The sequence below is a fragment of the Saccharothrix lopnurensis genome (genome assembly GCF_042658445.1).
Lineage (GTDB): Bacteria > Actinomycetota > Actinomycetes > Mycobacteriales > Pseudonocardiaceae > Actinosynnema > Actinosynnema lopnurensis.
This window is the reverse complement of sequence record NZ_JBHSQO010000006.1, coordinates 216517-237283: the sequence shown is the minus strand read 5'-3', so window position 1 is coordinate 237283 and position 20767 is coordinate 216517. Positions and strand designations below refer to the sequence as shown.

At 72.7% G+C, this 20767-nt stretch carries 25 protein-coding genes and 4 tRNA genes; 16 read left to right on the top strand and 13 right to left on the bottom strand.

The genetic code is table 11. The features are described 5' to 3' along the window. Nucleotides 1-25 precede the first annotated feature (25 nt). From ACFP3R_RS09130 to ACFP3R_RS09115, 4 genes are all read left to right on the top strand, one after another. Nucleotides 26-349, top strand: coding sequence for a hypothetical protein (locus ACFP3R_RS09130; protein WP_380634595.1), 324 nt, complete (start codon nt 26-28; stop codon nt 347-349). A gap of 45 nt (nt 350-394) precedes the next feature. Next, nucleotides 395-1909, top strand: a complete 1515-nt coding sequence (locus tag ACFP3R_RS09125) for a tyrosine-type recombinase/integrase (protein WP_380634593.1) — start codon at nt 395-397, stop codon at nt 1907-1909. Between the two features lie 95 nt (nt 1910-2004). Then, a tRNA-Lys gene (locus ACFP3R_RS09120) sits at nt 2005-2087 on the top strand. Nucleotides 2088-2272: 185 nt separating this feature from the next. Beyond that, nucleotides 2273-3172: an exodeoxyribonuclease III gene (locus ACFP3R_RS09115; protein WP_380634591.1), complete on the top strand. Its 900-nt coding sequence runs from the start codon at nt 2273-2275 to the stop codon at nt 3170-3172. Here the strand turns inward: ACFP3R_RS09115 and ACFP3R_RS09110 are convergent. Continuing rightward, nucleotides 3169-4194, bottom strand: coding sequence for an FAD-dependent monooxygenase (locus ACFP3R_RS09110; RefSeq protein WP_380634590.1), 1026 nt, complete (start codon nt 4192-4194; stop codon nt 3169-3171). The genes ACFP3R_RS09115 and ACFP3R_RS09110 overlap by 4 nt on opposite strands. A gap of 57 nt (nt 4195-4251) precedes the next feature. Between ACFP3R_RS09110 and ACFP3R_RS09105 the strand changes: the two genes are divergently transcribed. Continuing rightward, complete coding sequence (locus ACFP3R_RS09105) at nt 4252-4797, top strand: TetR/AcrR family transcriptional regulator (RefSeq protein WP_380634589.1); 546 nt, start codon at nt 4252-4254, stop codon at nt 4795-4797. A 46-nt stretch (nt 4798-4843) separates the two neighbouring features. Then, nucleotides 4844-6064 (top strand): hypothetical protein, encoded by a 1221-nt coding sequence (locus ACFP3R_RS09100; protein WP_380634587.1) that lies wholly within the window; start codon nt 4844-4846, stop codon nt 6062-6064. A gap of 177 nt (nt 6065-6241) precedes the next feature. Here the strand turns inward: ACFP3R_RS09100 and ACFP3R_RS09095 are convergent, their stop codons facing one another. Next, nucleotides 6242-6706 (bottom strand): hypothetical protein, encoded by a 465-nt coding sequence (locus ACFP3R_RS09095; RefSeq protein WP_380634585.1) that lies wholly within the window; start codon nt 6704-6706, stop codon nt 6242-6244. A gap of 138 nt (nt 6707-6844) precedes the next feature. Here ACFP3R_RS09095 and ACFP3R_RS09090 point away from each other — a divergent pair, with 138 nt between their 5' ends. The 3 genes from ACFP3R_RS09090 to ACFP3R_RS09080 all read left to right on the top strand — a co-directional run bounded on the left by ACFP3R_RS09090 (nt 6845) and on the right by ACFP3R_RS09080 (nt 9088). Next, nucleotides 6845-7681, top strand: coding sequence for an oxygenase MpaB family protein (locus ACFP3R_RS09090; protein ID WP_380634583.1), 837 nt, complete (start codon nt 6845-6847; stop codon nt 7679-7681). A 161-nt stretch (nt 7682-7842) separates the two neighbouring features. Further along, on the top strand, nt 7843-8670 hold the full coding sequence (locus ACFP3R_RS09085) for a glutamate ABC transporter substrate-binding protein (RefSeq protein WP_380634581.1): 828 nt from the start codon (nt 7843-7845) through the stop codon (nt 8668-8670). Between the two features lie 214 nt (nt 8671-8884). After that, nucleotides 8885-9088 carry a cold-shock protein gene (locus tag ACFP3R_RS09080; protein ID WP_380634580.1) on the top strand — a complete coding sequence of 68 codons (204 nt, stop codon included), beginning with the start codon at nt 8885-8887 and terminating at the stop codon, nt 9086-9088. Nucleotides 9089-9173: 85 nt separating this feature from the next. Here ACFP3R_RS09080 and ACFP3R_RS09075 read toward each other — a convergent pair whose 3' ends face one another. The 5 genes from ACFP3R_RS09075 to ACFP3R_RS09055 all read right to left on the bottom strand — a co-directional run bounded on the left by ACFP3R_RS09075 (nt 9174) and on the right by ACFP3R_RS09055 (nt 11132). Next, entirely contained in the window at nt 9174-9413 is a 240-nt protein-coding gene (locus ACFP3R_RS09075; RefSeq protein ID WP_380634579.1) for a hypothetical protein, read from the bottom strand. A gap of 270 nt (nt 9414-9683) precedes the next feature. Next, complete coding sequence (locus ACFP3R_RS09070) at nt 9684-9983, bottom strand: hypothetical protein (RefSeq protein WP_380634578.1); 300 nt, start codon at nt 9981-9983, stop codon at nt 9684-9686. Further along, a complete protein-coding gene (locus tag ACFP3R_RS09065) occupies nt 9941-10237 on the bottom strand; it encodes a hypothetical protein (RefSeq protein WP_380634576.1) in 297 nt (98 codons plus the stop codon). Before ACFP3R_RS09065 ends, ACFP3R_RS09070 begins: the two co-directional genes overlap by 43 nt. 139 nt (nt 10238-10376) lie before the next feature. Beyond that, nucleotides 10377-10583 carry a heavy-metal-associated domain-containing protein gene (locus ACFP3R_RS09060; protein ID WP_380634575.1) on the bottom strand — a complete coding sequence of 69 codons (207 nt, stop codon included), beginning with the start codon at nt 10581-10583 and terminating at the stop codon, nt 10377-10379. 42 nt (nt 10584-10625) lie between these two features. Then, nucleotides 10626-11132 (bottom strand): hypothetical protein, encoded by a 507-nt coding sequence (locus ACFP3R_RS09055; RefSeq protein ID WP_380634574.1) that lies wholly within the window; start codon nt 11130-11132, stop codon nt 10626-10628. A 163-nt stretch (nt 11133-11295) separates the two neighbouring features. Here ACFP3R_RS09055 and ACFP3R_RS09050 point away from each other — a divergent pair, with 163 nt between their 5' ends. From ACFP3R_RS09050 to ACFP3R_RS09035, 4 genes are all read left to right on the top strand, one after another. Beyond that, nucleotides 11296-11541 (top strand): hypothetical protein, encoded by a 246-nt coding sequence (locus tag ACFP3R_RS09050; RefSeq protein WP_380634572.1) that lies wholly within the window; start codon nt 11296-11298, stop codon nt 11539-11541. A gap of 221 nt (nt 11542-11762) precedes the next feature. After that, a tRNA-Glu gene (locus ACFP3R_RS09045) sits at nt 11763-11835 on the top strand. A 40-nt stretch (nt 11836-11875) separates the two neighbouring features. Continuing rightward, nucleotides 11876-11949: transfer RNA gene (locus ACFP3R_RS09040), tRNA-Asp, on the top strand. Nucleotides 11950-11985: 36 nt separating this feature from the next. Continuing rightward, nucleotides 11986-12062, top strand: a tRNA-Phe gene (locus tag ACFP3R_RS09035). Nucleotides 12063-12105: 43 nt separating this feature from the next. Here ACFP3R_RS09035 and ACFP3R_RS09030 read toward each other — a convergent pair. Next, nucleotides 12106-12870, bottom strand: coding sequence for a protein phosphatase 2C domain-containing protein (locus ACFP3R_RS09030; protein WP_380634571.1), 765 nt, complete (start codon nt 12868-12870; stop codon nt 12106-12108). A gap of 66 nt (nt 12871-12936) precedes the next feature. On the opposite strand from ACFP3R_RS09030, the gene ACFP3R_RS09025 reads away from it, so the two are divergent. After that, nucleotides 12937-13149 (top strand): hypothetical protein, encoded by a 213-nt coding sequence (locus tag ACFP3R_RS09025; protein ID WP_033428438.1) that lies wholly within the window; start codon nt 12937-12939, stop codon nt 13147-13149. Next, nucleotides 13146-13679 carry a Clp protease N-terminal domain-containing protein gene (locus ACFP3R_RS09020; RefSeq protein WP_380634570.1) on the top strand — a complete coding sequence of 178 codons (534 nt, stop codon included), beginning with the start codon at nt 13146-13148 and terminating at the stop codon, nt 13677-13679. The genes ACFP3R_RS09025 and ACFP3R_RS09020 overlap by 4 nt, the downstream gene beginning before the upstream one ends. Here ACFP3R_RS09020 and yczE read toward each other — a convergent pair. Beyond that, nucleotides 13648-14277, bottom strand: a complete 630-nt coding sequence (yczE, locus tag ACFP3R_RS09015; protein ID WP_380634569.1) for a membrane protein YczE — start codon at nt 14275-14277, stop codon at nt 13648-13650. The two genes, ACFP3R_RS09020 and yczE, sit on opposite strands and share 32 nt — an antisense overlap. Nucleotides 14278-14338: 61 nt before the next feature. Between yczE and yczR the strand changes: the two genes are divergently transcribed. Next, nucleotides 14339-15790 (top strand): MocR-like transcription factor YczR, encoded by a 1452-nt coding sequence (gene yczR, locus ACFP3R_RS09010; RefSeq protein WP_380634568.1) that lies wholly within the window; start codon nt 14339-14341, stop codon nt 15788-15790. A gap of 771 nt (nt 15791-16561) precedes the next feature. Here yczR and ACFP3R_RS09005 read toward each other — a convergent pair. The 4 genes from ACFP3R_RS09005 to ACFP3R_RS08990 all read right to left on the bottom strand — a co-directional run bounded on the left by ACFP3R_RS09005 (nt 16562) and on the right by ACFP3R_RS08990 (nt 20711). After that, entirely contained in the window at nt 16562-17530 is a 969-nt protein-coding gene (locus ACFP3R_RS09005; protein ID WP_380634566.1) for a hypothetical protein, read from the bottom strand. 408 nt (nt 17531-17938) lie between these two features. After that, the gene (locus ACFP3R_RS09000; RefSeq protein WP_380634565.1) at nt 17939-19546 is read right to left on the bottom strand and encodes a CHAT domain-containing protein; all 1608 of its coding nucleotides are present in this window, start codon (nt 19544-19546) and stop codon (nt 17939-17941) included. Further along, complete coding sequence (locus ACFP3R_RS08995) at nt 19543-20169, bottom strand: hypothetical protein (RefSeq protein ID WP_380634563.1); 627 nt, start codon at nt 20167-20169, stop codon at nt 19543-19545. Before ACFP3R_RS08995 ends, ACFP3R_RS09000 begins: the two co-directional genes overlap by 4 nt. After that, nucleotides 20166-20711, bottom strand: a complete 546-nt coding sequence (locus tag ACFP3R_RS08990) for an RNA polymerase sigma factor (protein WP_380634561.1) — start codon at nt 20709-20711, stop codon at nt 20166-20168. Before ACFP3R_RS08990 ends, ACFP3R_RS08995 begins: the two co-directional genes overlap by 4 nt. Nucleotides 20712-20767 lie beyond the last annotated feature (56 nt).

Below are 20767 nucleotides of genomic sequence, written 5' to 3'. Positions count from 1 at the left end.
GGAATAGCTCGTTCGGGGAGGACACTTGTTCACCTTGCGATCCGCCGTCCTGGTCGCTACCGCACTGCTGACGATCACGTACTTGCTCGACATCAAGGCGGTGATGGCATCCGGCACGGTGGGCCTGTTCTCCGCGCCGGTGAGTGGCGTCATCCGCACTGCCACCCAGGTGTCCTGGGTGGGCCTGATCGCCGTCATCGCGTGTAACCGGTTGTCCCGCCAGCAGGAAGAGCGGACTGCGCTCGTGCTGGCGAAGCTCAACAACACCCTGAGGGGCGTGGACGACGTGCGGCAGCTCGTCAACGGAGCGCCCGGCCGCCGGCACCTGAGCCGCGTCGACAACAACTAGACGTGGCCCCTCCTCAGGGATCACCAACCGAGGGAAGGGGAGAAGTTGAAGGGCTCGATCTATAGACGCTGCGGGTGCCGCGACCCGCTCACGAAACGACAGCTGGGAGCGCAGTGTCCGAAGCTCAAAAGGCGCGGGCACGGCACGTGGGCGCTACGCCAGGAACTGCCGCCACACCCCAAGACTGGACAGCGGAGGAACTTCCCGCGCGGCGGTTACGAAAGCAGCGGGGAAGCCCAGGCCGATCTCGATCGCGTGCGCGCACTGCTCGACATCCCCGGTGACGACGATCCCGACGGGATGGAACGGATCGTCGGGATGCTGGTGGAGCTGGCCCGGACGCGCGATCCTCTGCCCAGCTATGAGGAGACCGCAGCGCGGCTTCGCCGCGGGCACTCCCTCCAGGCGGCCGGGACGTTGGGCGACGCGCTCGATACCTGGCTGGCAGGCCGGAAGACTCTGCGGCCCACCACCCGGCGCAGCTACGAGGGGCACCTCCGGGTGCACATCATCCCGGCCATCGGGCACGTCCGGCGCGACCGGCTCACCGTGGCGCAGCTGGACCACATGTTCAGCGAGATCGACGAGCGCAACCGCGAGGTCGAAGAGGGGAACGCGCTGCGCCGCGACGCGCGGGCCCGGCTGGCTGTGGCCACCTCGCGCGCCGAACGCCGAGCGATCCGCGCCGAGCTGGAGGTGCTGCCCGCATTCCGCCGGGTAACCGGACCGGCCACCCAGCAGCGGATCAGGGCGACGCTGCGCAAGGCGCTGAACGACCTGATCCGCACCGATCCCGTGATGACGTTCAACCCTGCCAAATGGGTTGAGCTGGCACCCGGCGAGAGGCCGACGCCGGTGGTGTGGACCGACGAGCACGTGACCCACTGGCAGGCCACCGGCGAGCGGCCGAGCCCGGTCATGGTGTGGACGCCCGAGCAGGCCGGGGCCTACCTGGACTACCTGGAGGGCGATCGGCTGTACGCGATGTGGCACCTGCTGGTGTACCGAGGGCTGCGCCGCGGCGAGGCGTGCGGGGCGAGGCACGTCGACTTCAACTCGCACTCGTCGTTGCTGACCATCAGCGAGCAGCTGGTGATGCTCGGGACTGCGGTGGTGGTCGGCAAGCCGAAGTCCGCCGCGAGCCGGCGCCGGATCGCCCTGGACGCTGAGACCGTGCGGGTGCTGCGTGCACACCAGCGGCAGCAGCGCAAGGAACGGATGCAGTGGGGGGCGGCGTGGGCCGACAGCGGGCGCCTGTTCGTTCGCGAGGATGGCGCGCCGCTGGTGCCCGAGTGGGTGACCGATCAACACGAGCGCCAGGTGGCCGAGGCCGGGCTGCCGCCGGTGCGGCTGCACGACCTGAGGCACACCGCCGCGTCGGTGATGCTGGCGGCCGAGGTCGACGTCAAGGTGGTTCAGGAGACGCTGGGGCACTCGTCGATCGTGCTCACGCTCGACACCTACACGTCGGTGTTTCCGCAGGTGGCGACTGACGCGGCCGAGGCGACGGCGGCGGCCGTGCCCCGGAAGCGGGCCGCGTCACGTGTGCGCCGCGTGTGAGCGACGGGTGAGCGGATGCCTTGGGACGCACGCGGACAGCGGCGGACGATGAGGGACGCACACCGCCCCCACGCTGGGACGCAGCAGGATTCAGCGGGACGCAGCCGGACAGGCTGGCACCGGGCGGATGAGACTTTTAATCCGCGGGTTCAGGGTTCGAGCCCCTGGCGGCCCACCAAAACCCCAGGTTCCAGACCTGGGTCTTCAGTCATGCCTTGCCGCACCCAACACCTCTCAGGACTCGACCCGGTAGCAGCCCCGACAGGCCGGGCCGGAGGAGCGGATCAGCCCCGCCCTGCACCGACAACCAACCAACCGCGTCCTGTGCAGCACAAGAACCCGCACGCCGCTAACGTTGACCAAGTGCGCGTGGCTACCTGGAACGTGAACTCGGTCAAGCAGCGGGTGCCGCGGTTGCTGCCCTGGCTCGACGAGAGGCGCCCCGACGTGGTGTGCCTCCAGGAGTTGAAGCTCGCCGACGCCGCCTTCGACGACCTGCTGGGCGAGGAGTTGGCCCGTCGCGGGTACGAGGCCGCGGTCCACGGGCAAACCCAGTGGAACGGGGTGGCGATCCTCTCCCGGGTCGGGCTGGAGGACGTGGTCAAGGGGCTGGCGGACGGGCCCGGCTTCCCGGACCAGGAGGCCCGCGCGGTGGCCGCCACCTGCGGTGGGGTGCGGGTGCACTCCGTCTACGTGCCCAACGGGCGGGAGGTCGACTCCGACCACTACCGCTACAAGCTGGAGTGGTTGAAGGCGCTGCGGGACGTGGTGGCGGCCGGGCCCGAGGACGTCATGGTGTGCGGTGACGTGAACATCGCGCCCGCTGACGCCGACGTGTACGAGCCGGGGGCGTTCGAGGGGCACACGCACGTGACCGCGGCTGAGCGGGGGGCGTTGGGGGAGTTCCACGCGCTGGGGCTCCGGGACGTGGTGCGGGATCGGTGGCCTACCGAGCGGATCTTCACCTATTGGGACTACCGCGCCGCCATGTTCCAGCAGAACCTGGGCATGCGCATCGACCTGATCCTGGCCTCCGGGTCGGTGGCGGCGCGGGCGAAGGCCGCGTGGGTGGACCGGCAGGCCCGCAAGAGCGCCGGGTCCAAGGCCGCCGCGTCCAAGGACGGGGCGCCCAAGGTGGCGGGGCCCAGCGACCACGCGCCGGTGTTCGTCGACCTCGACGAGGCGCCGGACGGGGACATCGGGCCGGTGGTGCCGCCGCCGTCGGCTCCGCGCAGCGGCAAGTCGGTCAGGGCGCCCCGCTAGCCGGCCAACTCGTCCGGCTCCAGGTCCTCGCTCCACGACGGCCCGGGTTTCGGCGCGAGGGCCAGCGCCAGGCGCAGACCCAGGTCGCGCGCGCCGGTGAACCTGCGCACCCGGGCCAGGTCGTTGAGCCGTGACGACAGGAACGCCAGGCGCTGGGTGGCGCGCCGCCGCCTGCGGTCGTACTCGCGCAGGCCCGCCTCGACGGACGGGCCGGTCAGGCACTCGGCCAGCACCCGACCGTCGATGATCGCCTGGCACGCGCCCTGCCCCAGGTCGGGCGTCATGGCGTGGGCGGCGTCGCCGAGCAGCGCCACCCGACCGCTGACGTAGGACGGCAGCGGCGACAGGCGCAGCAGGTCGTGCCGTAGCACGTCGCGCGCCTCGGCGACCACCCGGGGGATCGGGTCGTGCCAGTCCCGGAACACCGACAGGTCACCGGTCGGCGGGGTCATCGCGTACCAGTTGGTGCGGCCGTCGGCCTGCGGGGTCAGGCCGAACTTCACGCCCCGGCCCCACGTCTCGCCGCCGACCTCGACCGGCACGTCCACGGTGCCCCGCAGGCCGACCGCGCCGCAGGTCAGGACGCGGGCGTCGAACAGGGCGGCACGCACCCGGCTGTGCACGCCGTCCGCGCCGACCACCAGGTCGTGCCCGGAGCAGGAGCCCGGGTCGGCGTCCGAGCCGAAGCGGATCACGTCCGCCGGCAGGGCGTCGGCCAGCACGCGCAGCAGCGCGGGCCTGGTGATCAGGCGCACCCCGTCGGCCCCCAGCCGGCCCAGGATCGTCCCGTCGGGCCTGCGCACCACCCCGCCCGGTTGCCGCCGACCGGCCCGGCGCGCGGCGTCGCCCACGCCGAGCCGGTCGAGCGCCCCCAGCGCGGCCGGCCAGATCCCCAGTCCCGTGCCGACCTCCGGCAGCGCCGCCGCCCGCTCGTGCACGACGACGTGCCACCCGGCCCGCCGCAACCCGATGGCCGCGGCCAAGCCGCCGACCCCGCCCCCGATCACCGCGGCACTCCTCATGCCGGCCACCGTACTACAGCTGTAGTGCCGATGACTACGGGTGTAGTGTGCAGGCCGATGACCAGGCAACGACAGGTGCTCGACGCCGCGATCCGGGTGCTCGGCGCGGGCGGCACGCGGCAGTTGACCCACCGGGCCGTGGACGCCGAGGCGGGGCTGCCGCAGGGTTCGACGTCCAACCACTTCCGCACCCGCGACGCCCTGGTCGCCGCCGTGCTGCGCCGGCTGCTGGAGCGCGAGACCGGGATCTGGGGCGCGCTGGCCCACGACGTGACCACGCCGGAGTCCTTCGCGCGGGCCGTGGGCGGTCTGGTCACCGAACTGGTCGCGGAGCGGACGACCACCCTCGCCCGCCACGCCCTGTTCGTCGAGGTCGCCCGGCGCCCGGAACTGCGCGAGCACGTCGACGCGGCCCAGCGCGAGCTCGCGTCCTGGGCCCTGCCCCTGGTCACGGCCCTGGGCTGCCCGGACCCGCCCGCCGACCTGGCCGTGCTGCTCGCCGTGGTCGACGGCCTGCTGTCCAACCAGCTGGCCAACCCGCGGGCGGGGTTCGACCCCGAGCGGGCGATCCGCGCGGTGCTTCGGGGGATTCTCGCCGGTTGACCGCTCCGACATCATGTGCCGCGACCCGATCCAGCGAGGAGCAGCCGTGACCGACCGCGTGACCCAGTCCTACCTGTCCGACGAAGGCGTGCACGGGGCGATGGGCAGGCTCGACCTACCCCCGTGCTTCGAGGCCAACTACGGGCACCGGCTGGTCGGCCGGCCGTTCTTCCTCCAGGACTCCGTCGCGCACGAGATCGCCGCCGACGTGCTCGCCCTGTTCGACCTGCTCTCCACCCTGCCCGCCCGGTTCTTCGGCGGCAGCTTCACCCGCTACGCCGCCGCGCTCGGCATCCCGCCCGAGGAGGCCGCGCTGATGAGCGCCGACCGGCCCCCGAGGCACGGCCGCGCCGACCTCTACCGCGTGGGCGACCGGTTCCGGCTGCTGGAGCTGAACGCGGGCGCGCACCTGGGCGGCGTGGACCTCGGCGAGCTGGCGCGCGTCATGCGGGAGACCCCGGACTTCAAGCCGTTCGCGCAGGCGCACGGGCTGGGCCACCACAACCCGATCGAGAAGCTGCTCGACGCCGTGGGGCGGGACCGGACCATCGCCTTCCTGGAGGAGGGCGGGATGCTCGCGCGGTTCGCCAAGGGTTTCGCGAGCATCCAGGAGGCGTGCGCGCACCACGGCGTGGACGTGCTGCTCGGCGAGCTGCACGAGCTGACCGTGCGCGAGGGCCACCTCCACCTGCGGGGCACGAAGCTGGACGTGGCCGTGCGGTACTTCTCCGCCAAGCAGGCCGTCGGGTACGCCGACGTGCTCACCAAGGGCCACAAGACCGAGCTCTACACGCCCCTGTCGTCCTACTACTACGACAACAAGTCGACGCTCGCCCTGCTGTCGGAGCGCCGCGAGGAGCTGGCCGACGCGGAGAAGGCGTTGGTGGACAAGCTGTTGCCGTGGACGCGGTACCTCAAGGACGTGCCGCGCGACCAGGTCCGGGCCGACCGGGAGAACCTGATCGTCAAGTCGGCGGGCGAGTTCGCGGCCAAGGGCGTGCACCCCGGCTGGCTCGTCACCGACCGGGAGTGGGCCGCGCTGCTCGACGAGGTCGAGGGCGACGCGTACGTGGTGCAGGAACGCGTGCGGCCCACGCCGGACGAGGTGCCCGGCGACGACCGGCCGTGGCTGACCACGTGGGGCTGGTTCGTCACCGACGCCGGGTTCGCGGGCATGAGCATCCGCGCCATGCCGTTCGAGGACGGCGCCGTGGTCAGCTACGCGGGCAACCCGCTGACCCGGGTCTCGGGGCTGCTCACCTACTGACCGGGGCGTCCCACCCGCGCGAGTCGAACACTCAGACCCACCGTGTCGAACACCCGGGACCCCCGAGTTCCGCGTTCGGAACGCGGTGGCGGGGGTCCGAGGGGTGCGCGAATGACGAACTCGGGTGTCCTGAACGTTCGACACGGTCGTCTTGAGCGTTCGACTCGCGCGGGTTCCCTAGGGGCGGGTGCGGCAGGGGTCGTGGGGTGGGCGGGGGTGGCGGCCCGCTGCGGAGAGGTCCGGGAGGCCGTGCTCGCGCAGCCGGTCGCAGTGGCGCCGGGGGTGGTCCGGGCCGTGGTCCGGGCGGCAGGGCTTGCCGGGTGGGTGGGTGCGGGTGCAGGTCTGGTGGTTGGGAGGGGGAGGTGGGGGATGAGGGGGCAGGGGTGGTGAGGTGGTGGAGTCGGGGTTCGGGGGTGCCGGGCGCGGGGCCGGTGGGGCGATCACCCCGACGGCGGTGGAGGAGCGCTGCGCCACGATGGTCGTGGTGTAGGTGGCGCTGAGCACGCCGGGCTCGACCGGGCTGAGGTCGACCCGCCGCACGTCCACCGGTCGCGGCTCGACCGAGAGCACCACGACCACCACCGCGCCGATCGCCAGCGCGAGCGCGGTGCCGGCGAAGGCGGTCCGTCTGCCACTGCTCATCCCAGCACCCGATCCCACGGTCCACGGTGTCACGTGGAATCGTCCGCGCGGCGGAAGTCGTTACCCAGCAGCCCGTTCGGGAAGGTGGGGATTCCCCGACCGTGGACCCGCGACCACCACCGGTGCCACGATCGGGGAATGGACGTCGGCATCCTGGGCCCCGCCACGGTGACCTGGCAGCTCCACGCGGACCCGGCGATGTGGGTGGCCGGCATCGCGAGCCTGCACCTCCAGTCGCTGCACCCGGGCGCGGTCGCGGGCGTGGTGCAGAACTCCGACTTCCGCCGCGACCCGCTCGGCCGCCTGCGCCGCACCGCGAGCTTCGTCGGCACGGTCAGCTACGGCCCCACCGCGCGGGTCCACGAGGCCGCCGCCCGCGTCCGCGGCCTGCACCGGACCCTCCGCGCCACCGACGCCTCGGGCCGCGCGTTCCGCGTCGACGACCCGGAACTGCTGCTGTGGGTGCACTGCGCCGAGGTGCACTCCTTCGTCGAGGTGGTGCGCCGCGCCGGCTACCGGCTCACCGACGCGCAGGTCGACCGCTACTACGACGAGCAGCGCCGCACCGCCGCCCTGGTCGGCCTGCACGAGGACGAGGTGCCCGGCAGCGCCCGCGCGGTGGCCGACTACTTCGCGGGCGTGCTGCCCGGGCTGCGCCGCACCGCCGATTCCGAGCTGGTGCGCCGGTTCCTGCTCCGCCCGCCGCTGACCGGCCCGCCGCGCCTGGCCCTGGGCGCCTACGAGCCGCTGCTCGGCCGGCTCGCGTACTCGCTGCTGCCGCCGTGGGCCATCGCGCTGCACGGCCAACGCCCCTACCCGGGGCCGGTCGCGACCGCGCTGCTGCGCGCCACCCGCGCCGCCGCCCTGGCGGTGCCCGGCCCGATCAGGTGGAGCGTGCCCGAAGGCCACGTGAACGAAGCGGTGCGCCGCCTCGGCCGCCACGCCGCGCCGAGGCGCGCGCTGCTGCCGTCATAGGGATCACACATCGCCCCCACGAGGAAAAACCTGGTGGTTCGGACCAGTGCGACCTTCGTCGCATAAGGCGTCTCAATGGGTTTGCCTAGCATGAATGACGTCCGGCGCGCAGATCCGCGCCGCGCCCGAGCGTTACCGAGCACCCGAGAGGTACGCAGCTGATGCTGTTCCGACGACTGCTGCCCGCGACCGCGTTGGCGGCGGCCCTGGCCCTCGGCGCCGCCTGCGGCGGACCGGGCGACGACACCCTGGCGGGCAAGGCCCAGGACGGCACCCTCACCGTCGGCATCCGGTTCGACCAGCCCGGCATGGCGCAGCGCCGGCTCGACGGCAAGTACGTCGGCTTCGACGTGGACGTCGCCAAGTACATCGCGGGCCGGCTGGGCGTCGAGGAGTCCGGCATCACCTGGCGGGAGGCCCGCTCCGCCGACCGGGAGCGGCTGATCGCCGAGGGCCAGGTGGACTTCGTGGTGGCCACCTACTCCATCACCGACAAGCGCAAGGAGCGGGTCACCTTCGCGGGTCCGTACTTCCAGACCGGCCAGGGGCTGCTGGTCCGCTTCACCGACACCGACATCTCCGGCCCGGAGACGCTCAACGGCAAGAAGCTGTGCTCGGTGACCGGGTCGACCTCCGCGCAGAAGGTGAAGGACGAGTTCGCGCAGGACGTGCAGCTGGTCGAGTACGGCCAGTACTCCGACTGCGTCGTCGCGCTGCTCGCCGAGAACGTGGACGCGGTGACCACCGACGAGGTCATCCTCGCAGGTTACGTGGCCGAGAACCCCGAGCTGCTCAAGGTCGTGGGCCAGGCGTTCACCACCGAGCGGTACGGCGTCGGGCTGGCCAAGGACGACCTGGAGGGCCGGTCGGCGGTCAACGCCGCGATCGAGCGGATGGTCGACTCGGGCGAGTGGCGGGCCGCGCTGGAGCGCAACATCGGCCAGTCGGAACTGGAGCTGCCGGAGCCACCCCAGGTGACCGAGAAGTAACCCACCGGTTGACGGATGCCATCCGAGTGGTAGTGCTCGGGCATGGCCTACCGATACGCTCGGTGGTGCAGGCCGTGGTTTCTGTGTTCGTGTCTCACGCTCGCGGAACGACACGCGGGCGTGCCGCCCCCCGCTGCAGGTAGCGGGGGAGTCGCCCGGGACGGCCGGGGCTGCACGGTGCAGCCCCAAGCATCCCTGCGATGGAGGCAGGTACATGGCACTGGGCACGGTCAAGTGGTTCAACGCCGAGAAGGGCTTCGGCTTCATCGCCCAGGAGAACGGCGGGCCCGACGTCTTCGTCCACTACTCGGAGATCCAGGGCTCGGGCTTCCGGACCCTGGACGAGAACCAGCGGGTCGAGTTCGAGATCGGTCAGGGCACCAAGGGCCCGCAGGCCCAGAACGTGCGCAAGGTCTGACCCTTCCGGTATGGCGCGGGCCCCCGACCGGCAACGGTCGGGGGCCCGGGTCGTCTCGCGCGGGTGGTGGGATCCCGCGGGTGTCCTAGAAGCCGCGCTGACGGGCTTCCCACTCCAGCCGCTGCATGACCCACTCGGTGGCCAGCGCCTGGGGGGAGGTCTGCCGCTCGGCGGCCAGTTCCTTCAGCTGCTCGTTCGCCACGAGCTGGAGGCGGAGCTGGTAGACCTGCGCGTTGCCGAAGCTGGTTCCGGCCCCGGTCGTCTCCGGGTCGGCGGTTTCGGGGGCCAGCGCCGCGAGGTAGGTCTGGAGCTCCTCGTCGGGCACGAGCTCATCCTGTTCGCGCTGAGGCGGGCGGTGACGGCCCGACTTCGAGCGTCCAAGCGATCCAAGAGGCACGGCGACACGATAACGGTTGGATTGCGGACGGGCACGAACTGTGGCGTGGGTCACAAATGTGTGCAGGGAGAGGCCCCCGCGCCAGGGGGAGGAACGCGGGGGCCGGAGGGGATCTCCACAGGTGCTGACCGGGGGTGTGTCAGCAAAACGGATTGTTGCACGCGCACGCGGGCCTGGGGAGTGGGTTGGCTCGAAATTTCAGCCGACCGATGCCCGGAACCCGCGCGGGCGCAGGCTGTTGGTGGCCACGAACAGGCTGGAGAACGCCATCGTCGCGCCCGCGAGCACGGGGTTGGGCAATCCGGGCGCCATGAGTGGCAAATCCGCAACGTTGTAGGCGAACGCCCGGAAAAGATTTCCCTTCACGGTGCGCGGGGTTCGGCGGGACAACCGGATCGCGTCCACCGCCACCCCCAGGTCACCCCGCACCACCCGCAGGCCGCCCCGCGCCGGCGTCAGGTCGCCCGCCTCCATCGCCGCGTCCGCGCCGGTGCCCACCGCCGGCCCCGGGTCGGCGCCGGCGCGTCGTTCACCCCGTCGCCGGTCGGCAGGATCGGCTCCAGGCCGAGCGCGCGCGGCCCCCGGACCGCCTCGGCGCTGGTCGGCTTCACCCGATCGGTCAACGCCGGCAGGCCCGGCGGCCGGTCCTCGACCACGACGGCGATCACCGTTCGGCCCAGCCCGCGCCACTCCCGGACCAGCGCCGCCAGGTCGTCGGGCAGCTCCACCCCGCCGGGCCGCCCCGCGAACACCGCGCGCCCGTCCGGGACCGCGGTGACGCCGACCGCCCGCGCGGCCCGTACCCGGTGGCCCGCACCGCGGCGACCGGGTACGCCACCTCCACGCCCACCGGGAGCTCGACGCGGTGCCCGGCACCGGTGGTGTTCGGACTCACGCCAGCTGGTACCCCGCCTCGGTGACGGCGTCCCGGACCTCGTCGCGGGACAGTTCGCGGGAGCTGGTCACGGTGACCGCGCCGCTGTCGAGCCGCACGTCCACGTCGGTGACGCCGTCGACCGCGGTCAGCTCCTCGGTGACCGAGCTGACGCAGTGACCGCAGGTCATGCCGGTGACGGTGTAGGTGCTGGTGACGGACATGAGCCCCTCGTTCCTCTTCGGTTCCTGCCGATGAGGATACCCCTAGGGGGTAGCGGTGTCGTCGTGCGGGGGCTCCAGGTGCGTGATCTCCCCCTCCAGGCGCTGCACCAGTTCCTCCAGGCCCGCCAGCATGCCGTCCAGCTCGCTCATCTTCTCGGTCATCAGGCGGTCGATGTCCGCCTCGATGTCCGCCAGGGAGAGGGTGCCGAGCAGGTCGTGCGGGTCGGCCCCGGCCTGGCCGAACGGCCCGGCGGTGGTCGGATCGCCGGTGTCGGTGCCGGTCGAATCGTCGGTGGCCGACGGTGTGTCGGTGCCCGACGGTTCCCCGGTGGCGGTCGGCGCGGCGGCGTCCCCGCGCCCCGCCGGCGGCTGCTCCACGGGCGCGGCCTGCCCCGCGCCGGTGGTGCCCGGCAGCGGTTCGGCGGGGTCGGGGTCGCGCGGGGCGCTCGGCTGTTCGGCCGGCGGCTGTTCCGCCGCCCGCCCACCTGCGGCCGGCGGCGTCCCGGTTGCTGCATCCGCCGACGTCCGCTCCGGTACCGGTTCGGTCATGGATTCACCCTCCTCGTTCGCGTCAAGCAGACCACGCGGTGCTCGACACCAAGTGGCCTACACGGAAAGTGACGCTGTGTCGCCCTCGAATCACTCTGCGGGGGGCTGCGGTGGTTCGTCGGGCTCGCTTAGCCTCGCGCCAACCTCAAGTCGGGGAGGCGTCATGAGCGGGTCCCTAGAAGTACGTCAGTTCCTGTGGAACCAGGACGACATCATGTCCAGGCCGGGCGGCGGTGGGGTGCCCGCCCAGCGGACCGGTGAACCATCGCGGATCTCGGACGACCAGGTGCACCGGGCGCGGCTGTCGGTCGCGCGTGGTGCCACCAGTGCCGAGGACTGCCGGTTGCTGCTCGAGATGCTCGGGCTGTCACCGGGCGAGGACGGGGGTCCGCCGCCCGTTCAGCGCTAGGACGTCCGGTCGGCCCGGTCGGGTCCGCGGTCGCGCGGGCGTCGGCCGGGTCGCCGCGACGGGGTTCCGGGGTATCCGGCGGGGTAATTCGCGCAGGTCAACGCGAAGTGCCACCCCCGTTTTGGAAGTGCGCACCCTTGTGCCCTATGCTTACGATGCTTCCACCGGACAGCGTGGAGGGCCTGGGAAGAAGGTGGCCCAAGAGGCTGCTGGAGGAACTGGTCCCCATCGTCTAGCGGCCTAGGACCCCGCCCTTTCAAGGCGGTAGCGCGGGTTCGAATCCCGTTGGGGGCACGTAGTACAGTAAGATCGGCAAGGCAGAGCAGTGCAGCAAGGCCCAGTGGCGCAGTTGGTTAGCGCGTCGCCCTGTCACGGCGAAGGTCGCGGGTTCGAGTCCCGTCTGGGTCGCAAGAGCAGTTCGGCTACACGGCCGGGTTGCCACCTGGCCAGGTAGCTCAGTTGGTACGAGCGACCGCCTGAAAAGCGGTAGGTCGGCGGTTCGACCCCGCCCCTGGCCACCACTACGTCGAAGAAAGCCCCTCGCGATCGCGCGAGGGGCTTTCTTCATTTTCCACCCCCGAATGCGACGACCGCGAGCGCCTGGTCGTCGTGCGCTTTCGGCCGCCGCCACGCGATGCGGTCCGGATCGCCGGCCTCGGCCGCGCGAATGGCGTCCAGGACGGCTTCCGCGCCTTTTTCCCGCGTGATCTCCAGCACCTCCGGCCAGTCGAACAGGCCGTAGTCGTCCACCCCGCACGAGACGCCGTCGGTCGCGACCAGGGCGGCGCGCACCTCGTGGCGCGGCCACCTGCGCCGCAGCGCCCGGTGCGCGGCCGCCGGATCGGCCTCGGCCACCCACCAGCCGTGCTCGCGGTTGCGCCAGTCGGTGATCCGGTCGACCTGCCCGCGCAGGTCGCGCAGCCGGGTGTCGGCGAGCACGTCCACCCCGCGATCGGTGAACACCACCACCGGGCTGTCGGCCAGCACCAGCGCGTCCACCGAGGTGTCGGTCCAGCGGAGGACGGCGACCGTGCTGGACGGGGAGTCGCCCGGGGTCAGGCCGTGCTCGCGAGCGAGCCGTTCGATCGCCCGCGCGAGGGCGTCGGCCAGGTCGACCGGTGAACCGGTGGGTGCGCGGGTCAGCTCGGTGGTCAGGGCCGCGGCGAGGTGCCGGGAGTGCCAGCCGCCATCGCGTGCGCGCGGGGTCGGCGAGGTGGCGCCGTCCAGCAGCACCACGGCGTCGGGGAGGACGACGACCCGGTCCTCCGTGGGGCGCGGCAGGCCGTCCAGGCCGACGCCGGCGCGTTCGACGGTGGTGATCTCGGGCATCGGTTCCCGAGCCTAGACCGTCAACCTGGGTTGACAAGAGCGCGCTTGTCAACCAGAGTTGACGCCATGACGGAGGCAACCGAACTCGCCTCGGCGGCGGGCGACCAGGACCCGAGGGTCGGGCTGCGGGCGGTCAGCGCACTGCGTCGGCTGCTCGAAACGCTCGAAGCGGTCCAGGTGCGCAACGCCCGCGCGCGCGGCTGGTCCTGGCAGGAGATCGCGGCCGAGCTGGGGGTCACCCGGCAGGCCGTCCACAAGAAGCACGGGGGAGGACGATGATCGCGGAACGGTTCACCAGGGAGGCCCGGCAGGCGGTGCACGACGCCGTCGTCGAGGCCGAGCGGCTCGACGCGCCCGAGATCGGGCCGGAGCACCTGGCGCTGGCGCTGCTCGACGCGCCCGTGCTCGCGGGCTTCGACCTGGTGCGCGACGAGGTGGTCGGCGCGTTCGCCGCCGCCCGGCGCAAGGGCGGCCTCAGCGACGCCGACGCCGAGGCGCTGCGCGGGCTGGGCATCGATGTCGACCGGATCGTGGCGTCGGTCGAGCGCACCCACGGCGAGGGCGCGCTCGCCGCGGCGCCCAAGCGGCGACGGCGGTTCTTCGGCAACCACCTGCCGTTCACCGCCGCCGCCAAGCAGACGCTGGAGCGCAGCCTGTTCGAAGCCCGTGACCTCGGCCACAACACGCTCAGGCAGGAGCACGTGCTGCTGGCGCTGCTGTCCCAGCGGGGGCTGGTGGCCGAGGTGCTGGGGGCGCGCGGCGTGAACTACGTCGAACTCAGGAAGCGGGTCGTGAACCAGCCCACGTGACCAGCGGGAGGAACGCCTGGGTCAGCGGGCCGATCGCGACGGCGTAGAGGACGGTGCCCACACCGATCGTGCCGCCGAGCAACCAGCCCGCCGACAGCACCACCACCTCCACGACCGTGCGCACCAGGCGCACCGAGGTCCCGGTCCGCGCGCAGAAACCGGTGGTCAGGCCATCGCGCGGACCGGGGCCCAGCCGGGCGCCGATGTAGGTGGCGGCGGCCAGGCCGTTCAGCACGATGCCCGCGACCAGGAAGAGGACGCGCGGCAGCAGGGCCGTCGGCCCCGGCAGGAACGCCAGGGTCACGTCCACCGCGACACCGATGACGACGACGTTGGCCACCGTGCCGACGCCCGGTCGCTGTCTCAGCGGAATCCAGCAGAGCAGCACCAGCGCGCCCACCAGGCCCGTGACCAGGCCGAAGGAGAACCCGGTGAGCTCGGTCAGGCCCTCGTGCAGCACGCCCCACGGTTCCAGCCCGAGGCCCGCGCGGAGCTGGAGGGCCATGCTCGCGCCGTAGAGCCAGAGCCCGACCAGGAGTTGCGGGACGCGGCGGAGCGGCGAGACGGAGACGGGCACCGGGATGAGCGCAGCAAGCATGTGGCCATCTTCTGTCGCTATTGGCCTTGTACTCCAGAGCCAATAACCGATAATTGGCCTCATGACCGTGCCCGGTGGACGCATCTCCGGTACCCGATTGGCCCGCCTGCTGGGGGAGTGGCGTCGTCGAGGAGCGCGCCAGGGCTCCGCGGACCTGGCCGCCGCCATCCGCCTGCTCGTCCTCGACGGCCGACTGCCCGCCGGCACCCGGCTGCCCGCGGAGCGCGAACTGGCCGAAGCCCTCCCGGTCAGCCGCACCATGATCACCGCGGCCCTCGACCAGCTGCGCGCGGAGGGCCTCGTCGCCAGCCGCCGCGGCGCCGGGACGTGGATCAGCCTGCCGAGCGGCACGATGGGCATCACCCCGGACACCCCGCTCGTCGGCCACAGCATGATCGACTTCGCCCGCGCCGCCCCACCCGCCCTGCCCGGCGTGCTGACCGCCTTCGACAACGTCCGCCGCCGCCTCCCCGAGCAGCTGGCGGACCACGGCTACTACGAGCACGGGCACCCGGACCTGCGCGCGCGCATCGCCGCCCGCTACGAAATGCGGGGCGTGCCCACGACACCCGACCAGATCGTGGTCACCAGCGGGGCCCAGCACGCGCTGGCCATGACGCTGCGCCTGCTGACCGGCCCCGGCGACCGGGTGCTGGTCGAGCAACCGAGCTACCCCAACGCCCTGGACGCGATCAAGGCCGTCTCGGCGATCCCCGTCCCGGTGGCCATGACCGACACCGGCTGGGACCTGCCCGGCATGGCCGCCGCGCTCCGCCAGGCCGCGCCGCGGATGGCGTACGTGGTGGTGGACTTCCACAACCCCACCGCGCACCGCCTGGACGCCGAGGGGCGCGTCGAACTGGCCGACATCGCCCGCCGCGCCAGGACCCCGCTGGTGGTGGACGAGACCATCGTGGAACTGGACCTGGACGGCGACCCCCTGGACGGCCCACCCGCGATGGCGGCCCTCGCCGACGACGTGGTCATCACCCTGGGGTCGGCAAGCAAGTCCCACTGGGGCGGCCTGCGCATCGGCTGGATCCGCGCGTCGGCCGAGGTGGTCCACCGGTTGATCTCCACGCGAACGGCCCTGGACCTGGGGTCCGCGGTGGTCGACCAGCTGGTCCTGGCCGACCTCCTCGCGGACCCGGACCCCGCGCTCCGCGAGCGTCGCGCCCAGCTGGCCGCCCACCGCGACGTCCTGATGGCCGGCCTGCGCGAGCACTGCCCAACGTGGCGCTTCACCCGCCCGGCGGGTGGGCTGAGCGTGTGGTGCGAGCTCGACGCGCCGGTCAGCACCCGGATCGCGGTGGTGGCCCAGAACCACGGTCTTCGTCTGGCGCCGGGGGCCCGCTTCGGCGCCCACGGCGGCTTCGAGCGCTGGCTGCGACTGCCCTACGTCCAGCCGCCGGACGTCCTGCGCGACGCCGTTCGCCGGCTCGGGGTGGTGGCGGGGTCGGTCAACGGCACGGGGTTGGTGAGCGAGGAGGACATCGCCATCCCGGTCGCTTGACCGGGTTGGGTCACCCTGTGCTCCGGCTCCGGCTCCGGCCCGGCTCCGACTGCCCGGCCCTGCCAGCTGGCCGTCTGGCTACCCGCGACTCGCCCCGCTGGCTACCCGGCGGCCCTGCCAGCTGGCTGCCTGGCTACCCGACTCGCCTGGCCGGCTGCTCGGCTGCCCGGCCCTGCCAGCCTGCTGTCTCGGCCACCTGCTCCGGCCACCTGCTTCGGCTGCTGGCTCGGCTCGTGTGACCGTTCGGTGCGGCAAGCTGGTCGGCCCGGCTGCTCGATCACCCTGCCGCTTTGCCTGCCCGCTCGGGTCGTCTGCCCCCGCCTGGTCCTCCTGCCGGCTCGTCCAATGGACCGGAGGGGCGGTCGGCTCGTGGGGTGGCGGTGGTGGTCGCTCGGGGTTCCTCATGTTCAACCGATGCGCGAGGGGCCCGTTTTCGTACATGTTTTGGCGTTGATCACTCCATCGTGTGATCAACCGCCCCGTCGGGTTCCGGCGCAGCCCCTCGATGGGCCGGAACCCGACGGTGGTCTTTGGACCTGCGGTGGGAGACGCTCCAGGGAGTGGCATCCCCCACCGCAGGCTCCCGTGCGATCCCATCGCTGCGGGGGCAGCGCTGCGACGGGATCCATGCCCGTTCCTGCCGGGGCGCGGTCGGCAGGAACGGGAAGCCTGTTGGTGTGCTGGGGCGCGTCGGCGCCGGACAGCGGCTTCGTTCTCAGTGCCGGATGACTGCGGCTGGCGTGTGCTCGGGGCACACGGGTCCCGCGGAACTCAGTCGGGTGACGTGCTGGGCAGACCTGGCACGCTGCCGGGCGACCGCCCGTCGTCGCGGCGTTCTACCGACCAGGCGGTCGTCCGCTCCACGCCGGACTGGCCGGTGAGGGAGGCGATGAGGCCACCTCGGTGACCGCCGCCGTTGTCGGCGCTGGAGGAGGAGGCCGTCGGCGCGCTGGGCGCGGGGGCCTGCTTCGGGGCCGGGGCGGGCACGTTGTGCTCCGGCGCTTCCCAGGTCACCTCGGCGGTCCTGGTGGACTGCGCGTCCGGTGCCGCGGTCGAGAACGTCGTGGTGATCGCCCAGGGTGCCGGGTCCGCTGTGGGGGTGGCCGGTGGGGTTGGGGGCGGGTCCTCGATCGGTGAGGCGGGGGTGGCCTCGGCTGCCGCTCGGGCGGCTGCCTTCGCGGCCACCTTCGCCTCGTACATCGGTGCGGGCATCGTGTTCGTCGCCGAGCCCGAGTGGCTGTAGGTGGAGTGGGTGGAGCCCGAGTACGACTGGCCCTCGTCGGTGAAGGGGTCGTCGGCGAAGGGGGTGTCGGCGAAGAACGCCTCGTTCGCCAGGACCTGGCTTACCCCCGCGGGTTGCTCCACCGGTTGCGGGACGACGAGCTGCGGGACGAAGAACAGTGGGGGGATCTCGAAGATCCCCGCCGACCCGTGTGCCGGCACCGCGGCGTGGAGCAGCGCGTCGGCCTGCGCCCGCCGCTCGTCGAACCCGAGGTCCGCCGCCGTGGACGGGAAGTCCGTGCCGAACGCGAAGTCCGCGGCGGGGGAGTGGGCGCCGGGGGAGTAGGCACCCGGGGAGTGGAGGTCCGGTGCGGCGAGGAGGTCCGCCACGTCGCCGGGGTGGTCCTCCGCCGCCGCCGAACCGGCGCACACCAGCCAAGCCGCCGTCGCCAAACCGCCTACGGTCAGGGCCCGCACCAGCAGTGATCCGCTGCGGCGCACCGCGTCGGGAACTGCCACTGGGGATCACCACCGTTCCGGTTACGGCGAACGGGACGGACCGTTCGAGGTCGACGTTTCGCTATGTCTATCACTGGTCACCGCATTTTCGAACTTTCTCCGGCGGAACCCACTCGGAAGGGCGGTGCGGTGCGGCTGTCCGGGTTGTCGCACCCCTCCGTGAACACCGTCCGTCGCCTCCACCACATCGGGTGAGAGTTTCTCAGGTCCGCGCCGGGTGGTGGTGGTTTTGTCCTGTGTGGACGGAGGTGTGCGCCTTTTGCTGCCTGAACTCGATCGACGTTGTGGGGTTCGGTGTGCTGCGGGTGGCGTGGGGTGATCCTCGGTACCAACGAAATGATTAAGCTGATCAGGTGAATATGTGGCGGGGTCGACCGGCATACCCGAAGGTAGCTCGTGTTCGACTGCTCATCCGGCCCCCACGCACACGAAACCCAGGTCCCCGTGCCGCGCCTGGGCATCCGCAAGCGCTTGCGCTGGGTGTTTCAGCCCGGCGTGCAGATCGATCATGACGTCGACCACCCGGTCGTCGGGCACGGCCCGCACGCTTTCCACGACCACGCGCGCGCCCCGGCGCAGCAGGACCCGCGCCAAACCGGATTCGCACGCGGACAGCACCACTATCGGGGGAACTTTGGTCAGGCTGTCCAGGTCATGTCCGTGCAAAGGTCCATCGTCAAGTTGCAAATAGGAAAACAGCTCATCTTGACGCACCCCGTGTGCGGCGATGTGGGCGACGTCCACGTGCGCCATTCCCGCCAGCGTTTCGTCCACGGTGGAGCGGAACCCGCCACCGTGCAATTGCTGCAAAGCCTCCACCTCGCGCCACGCGTGCCGGAGCTCGGGACCGGCCACCCACAACCTCCTGTCCAGCGCCAACGGCCGTGAGGCGGCCCGGAACCAGCAGCCGGCCGACGGCGCCACGGACACCGCCCGCCCCCGCGCCGACGGCAGCGCCGCCCACGGCACCCGCGCCAGCTCCGGGCTCGGCACGATCACCAGCCCCCGGTCCCCGGCCGGCCGCAGCAGGCCGTCGAGCTCGGCCACCGCGTGCGGTGCGGCGGATCCGGTCCCCGGCGAGCCGACCACTGCGCGTGAGGTGGCGGCGAGAGAGATCGCTCGAACGTGTCGAGCCGCGGTGCGGGCGTCGCCGCGGTCGTGGAGCCTGACCCGACCACCCGCGACCGACACCGCGACCAGGCGACCACGGTGGCTGATGAACATCAGCAGGGCCCGGTCGCCCAGCACGTCCACGACGTCCGCCAGCGGCACGACCGGGTCGTGGGCGGTGCCCGCCGCGAACGACAGCCTGCGCACCTCCCGCTCCAGGTACGCGATCCGGTCGTGCTCGCCCCGCACGCGCGCCAGCCTCAGCTCGGCGCGCACCTCGCCCACCTCGGGCGTCGGCACGGGCGGCGCGCCGTGGCGGCGCTCACCCCAGTACCGCACCGATCGGGCGTCCCGGCTGGTCAGGGCGTGGTCGAGGGCGAGTTCCACCAGGTCTCCGCGGGTGTCGGTGTCGGGGTCGGTTTTGGTGAGGGCGAGTCCCGCGCGGCACGCGGCGACCGCGTCCCTGCGCGAGGTGGCCAGGCGGGCTCGGGCGAGCCAGCCGACGGCCCTGGACCGCGTGGTGCCCCGGTGCCGGTGCGCGGCGGCCTCCGCCGGCACGAGGGCCAGCCGCAGTTCGGCCGCGGCCTCGTGGTGGCCCTGCTCGTCGCACGCCGCCGCGACCGCGCTCGCCGAACCCGGTGCGCCGGCGCGCAGGGCGAACGCCCGTGCGACCGGCACCCAGGACGGCCGGTCCTCGGCGCGGAAGGAGGTTTCCGCTTCCGCTGCCAGGGCGCGCGCCACGATGGCGTTGCCGTCGCGCAACGCGCAGCGCGCCGCGAGCAGCAGGGCCTCCGGCAGGCGCGAGGTCACGGCGGCCCGGAGCACGGCGTTCGCCTCCCGCACCAGGCCGGTGCTGAGCAGCGCTTCCGCCCGGTCGACCAGGGCGCGGGTGCGTTCGGGCGTCATGCGACGAACCACGGGGTGGCGTGGCGGGTCGCCGGTCCGAGCAGCAGGAACCGGACCGGTCCGGACGGCACGCCGTCCAGGTGGAACCAGCCCGCCCGGTCCACTGTCGTCCGGGCCTCGCCGCCGGGCCACCGGGCCACGGCCACCGCGCCGGGGGCGAGGAGGTCGGAGGTTGGGAGGCCGGGGTGGACGGGGCCGGGGTGGACGGAACCGGGCGCAGGAGCGTTGGCGGGATCGGGGGCGAAGTGGTGTGGGTGGGAAGCGTTCGCGGGACGGGGGATGGAGTGGTGCGGCTGGGGAGCGCCGGCGTGGTGGAGCACGGCGGCGGCGTTGGCTGGTCCGGTGCCGGTGAGTCCGGCGCCGGCGAGTCCGGTGGCGTGCAGGCCGTTGATGGCGTGGTCGAGCAGCAGGTCCAGGCCGACGAAGCGCAGCGTTCGGGTGGCGCACCGACCGCGCGTCCCCGGCGGCGTGACCAGGGCCGAGTCGGTGAGCATCCGCATCGGGGTCGCCTCGACGCGTTCGGCGAGGGCCCCGGCGGCTCGCCCGGCCAGCTCGTCGGGCGTGGGGTCGAGGTGGTCGACCAGGTGGGCGAGGGCGTCGAGCAGCAGGCGGTCGGCGGTCACCTGGCCACCTCCACGCCGATGCGCCGGCGCAACGCGGCCAGGCACCGGGAGCGTGTGGGCCCGAGGCTGTTGACCGGTAGCCCCACCGCCTCCGCGACCTGCGTGAACGATAGTTCCGGCGCGAACGCGGCCAGCCGCAGGATCTCCCGGCACCGGTCGCCCAGCGTCGCGTACGCCCGCCACAGCCGGGCGTCGGCCTCGTCGGCGAGCACGGCGTCCTCGGGCGTCGGCGCGTGGTCGGGTGGTGGCCACAGCTCGGCGGGCGCTTCGCGGCCGCGCAGCCGCAGCACGGTCAGCGACTCGTGCCGGGCCGTGGTCACGAGCCACGCGCCCAGCCGTTCCGGGCGGCGGATGCGGGTCAGGTTCTCGGCCAGCGCGAGCCAGGTGGTCTGGCAGACGTCGGCCGCGTCCTCCGGGCCCAGGCGGTGCGAGCGGGGCACCGCCCAGACCAGGCGCACGTGCCTGCGGACGATCTCCTGCCAGGCGGTCTCGTCGCCGGCGTGGGCGAGAGCGAGCAGTTCGGTGTTGGTTCGATCTTGCACATCAACAAAGGCCGCCGGTCTGACCTGGGGATACTCCTACCGCTCGATGGTGTGGT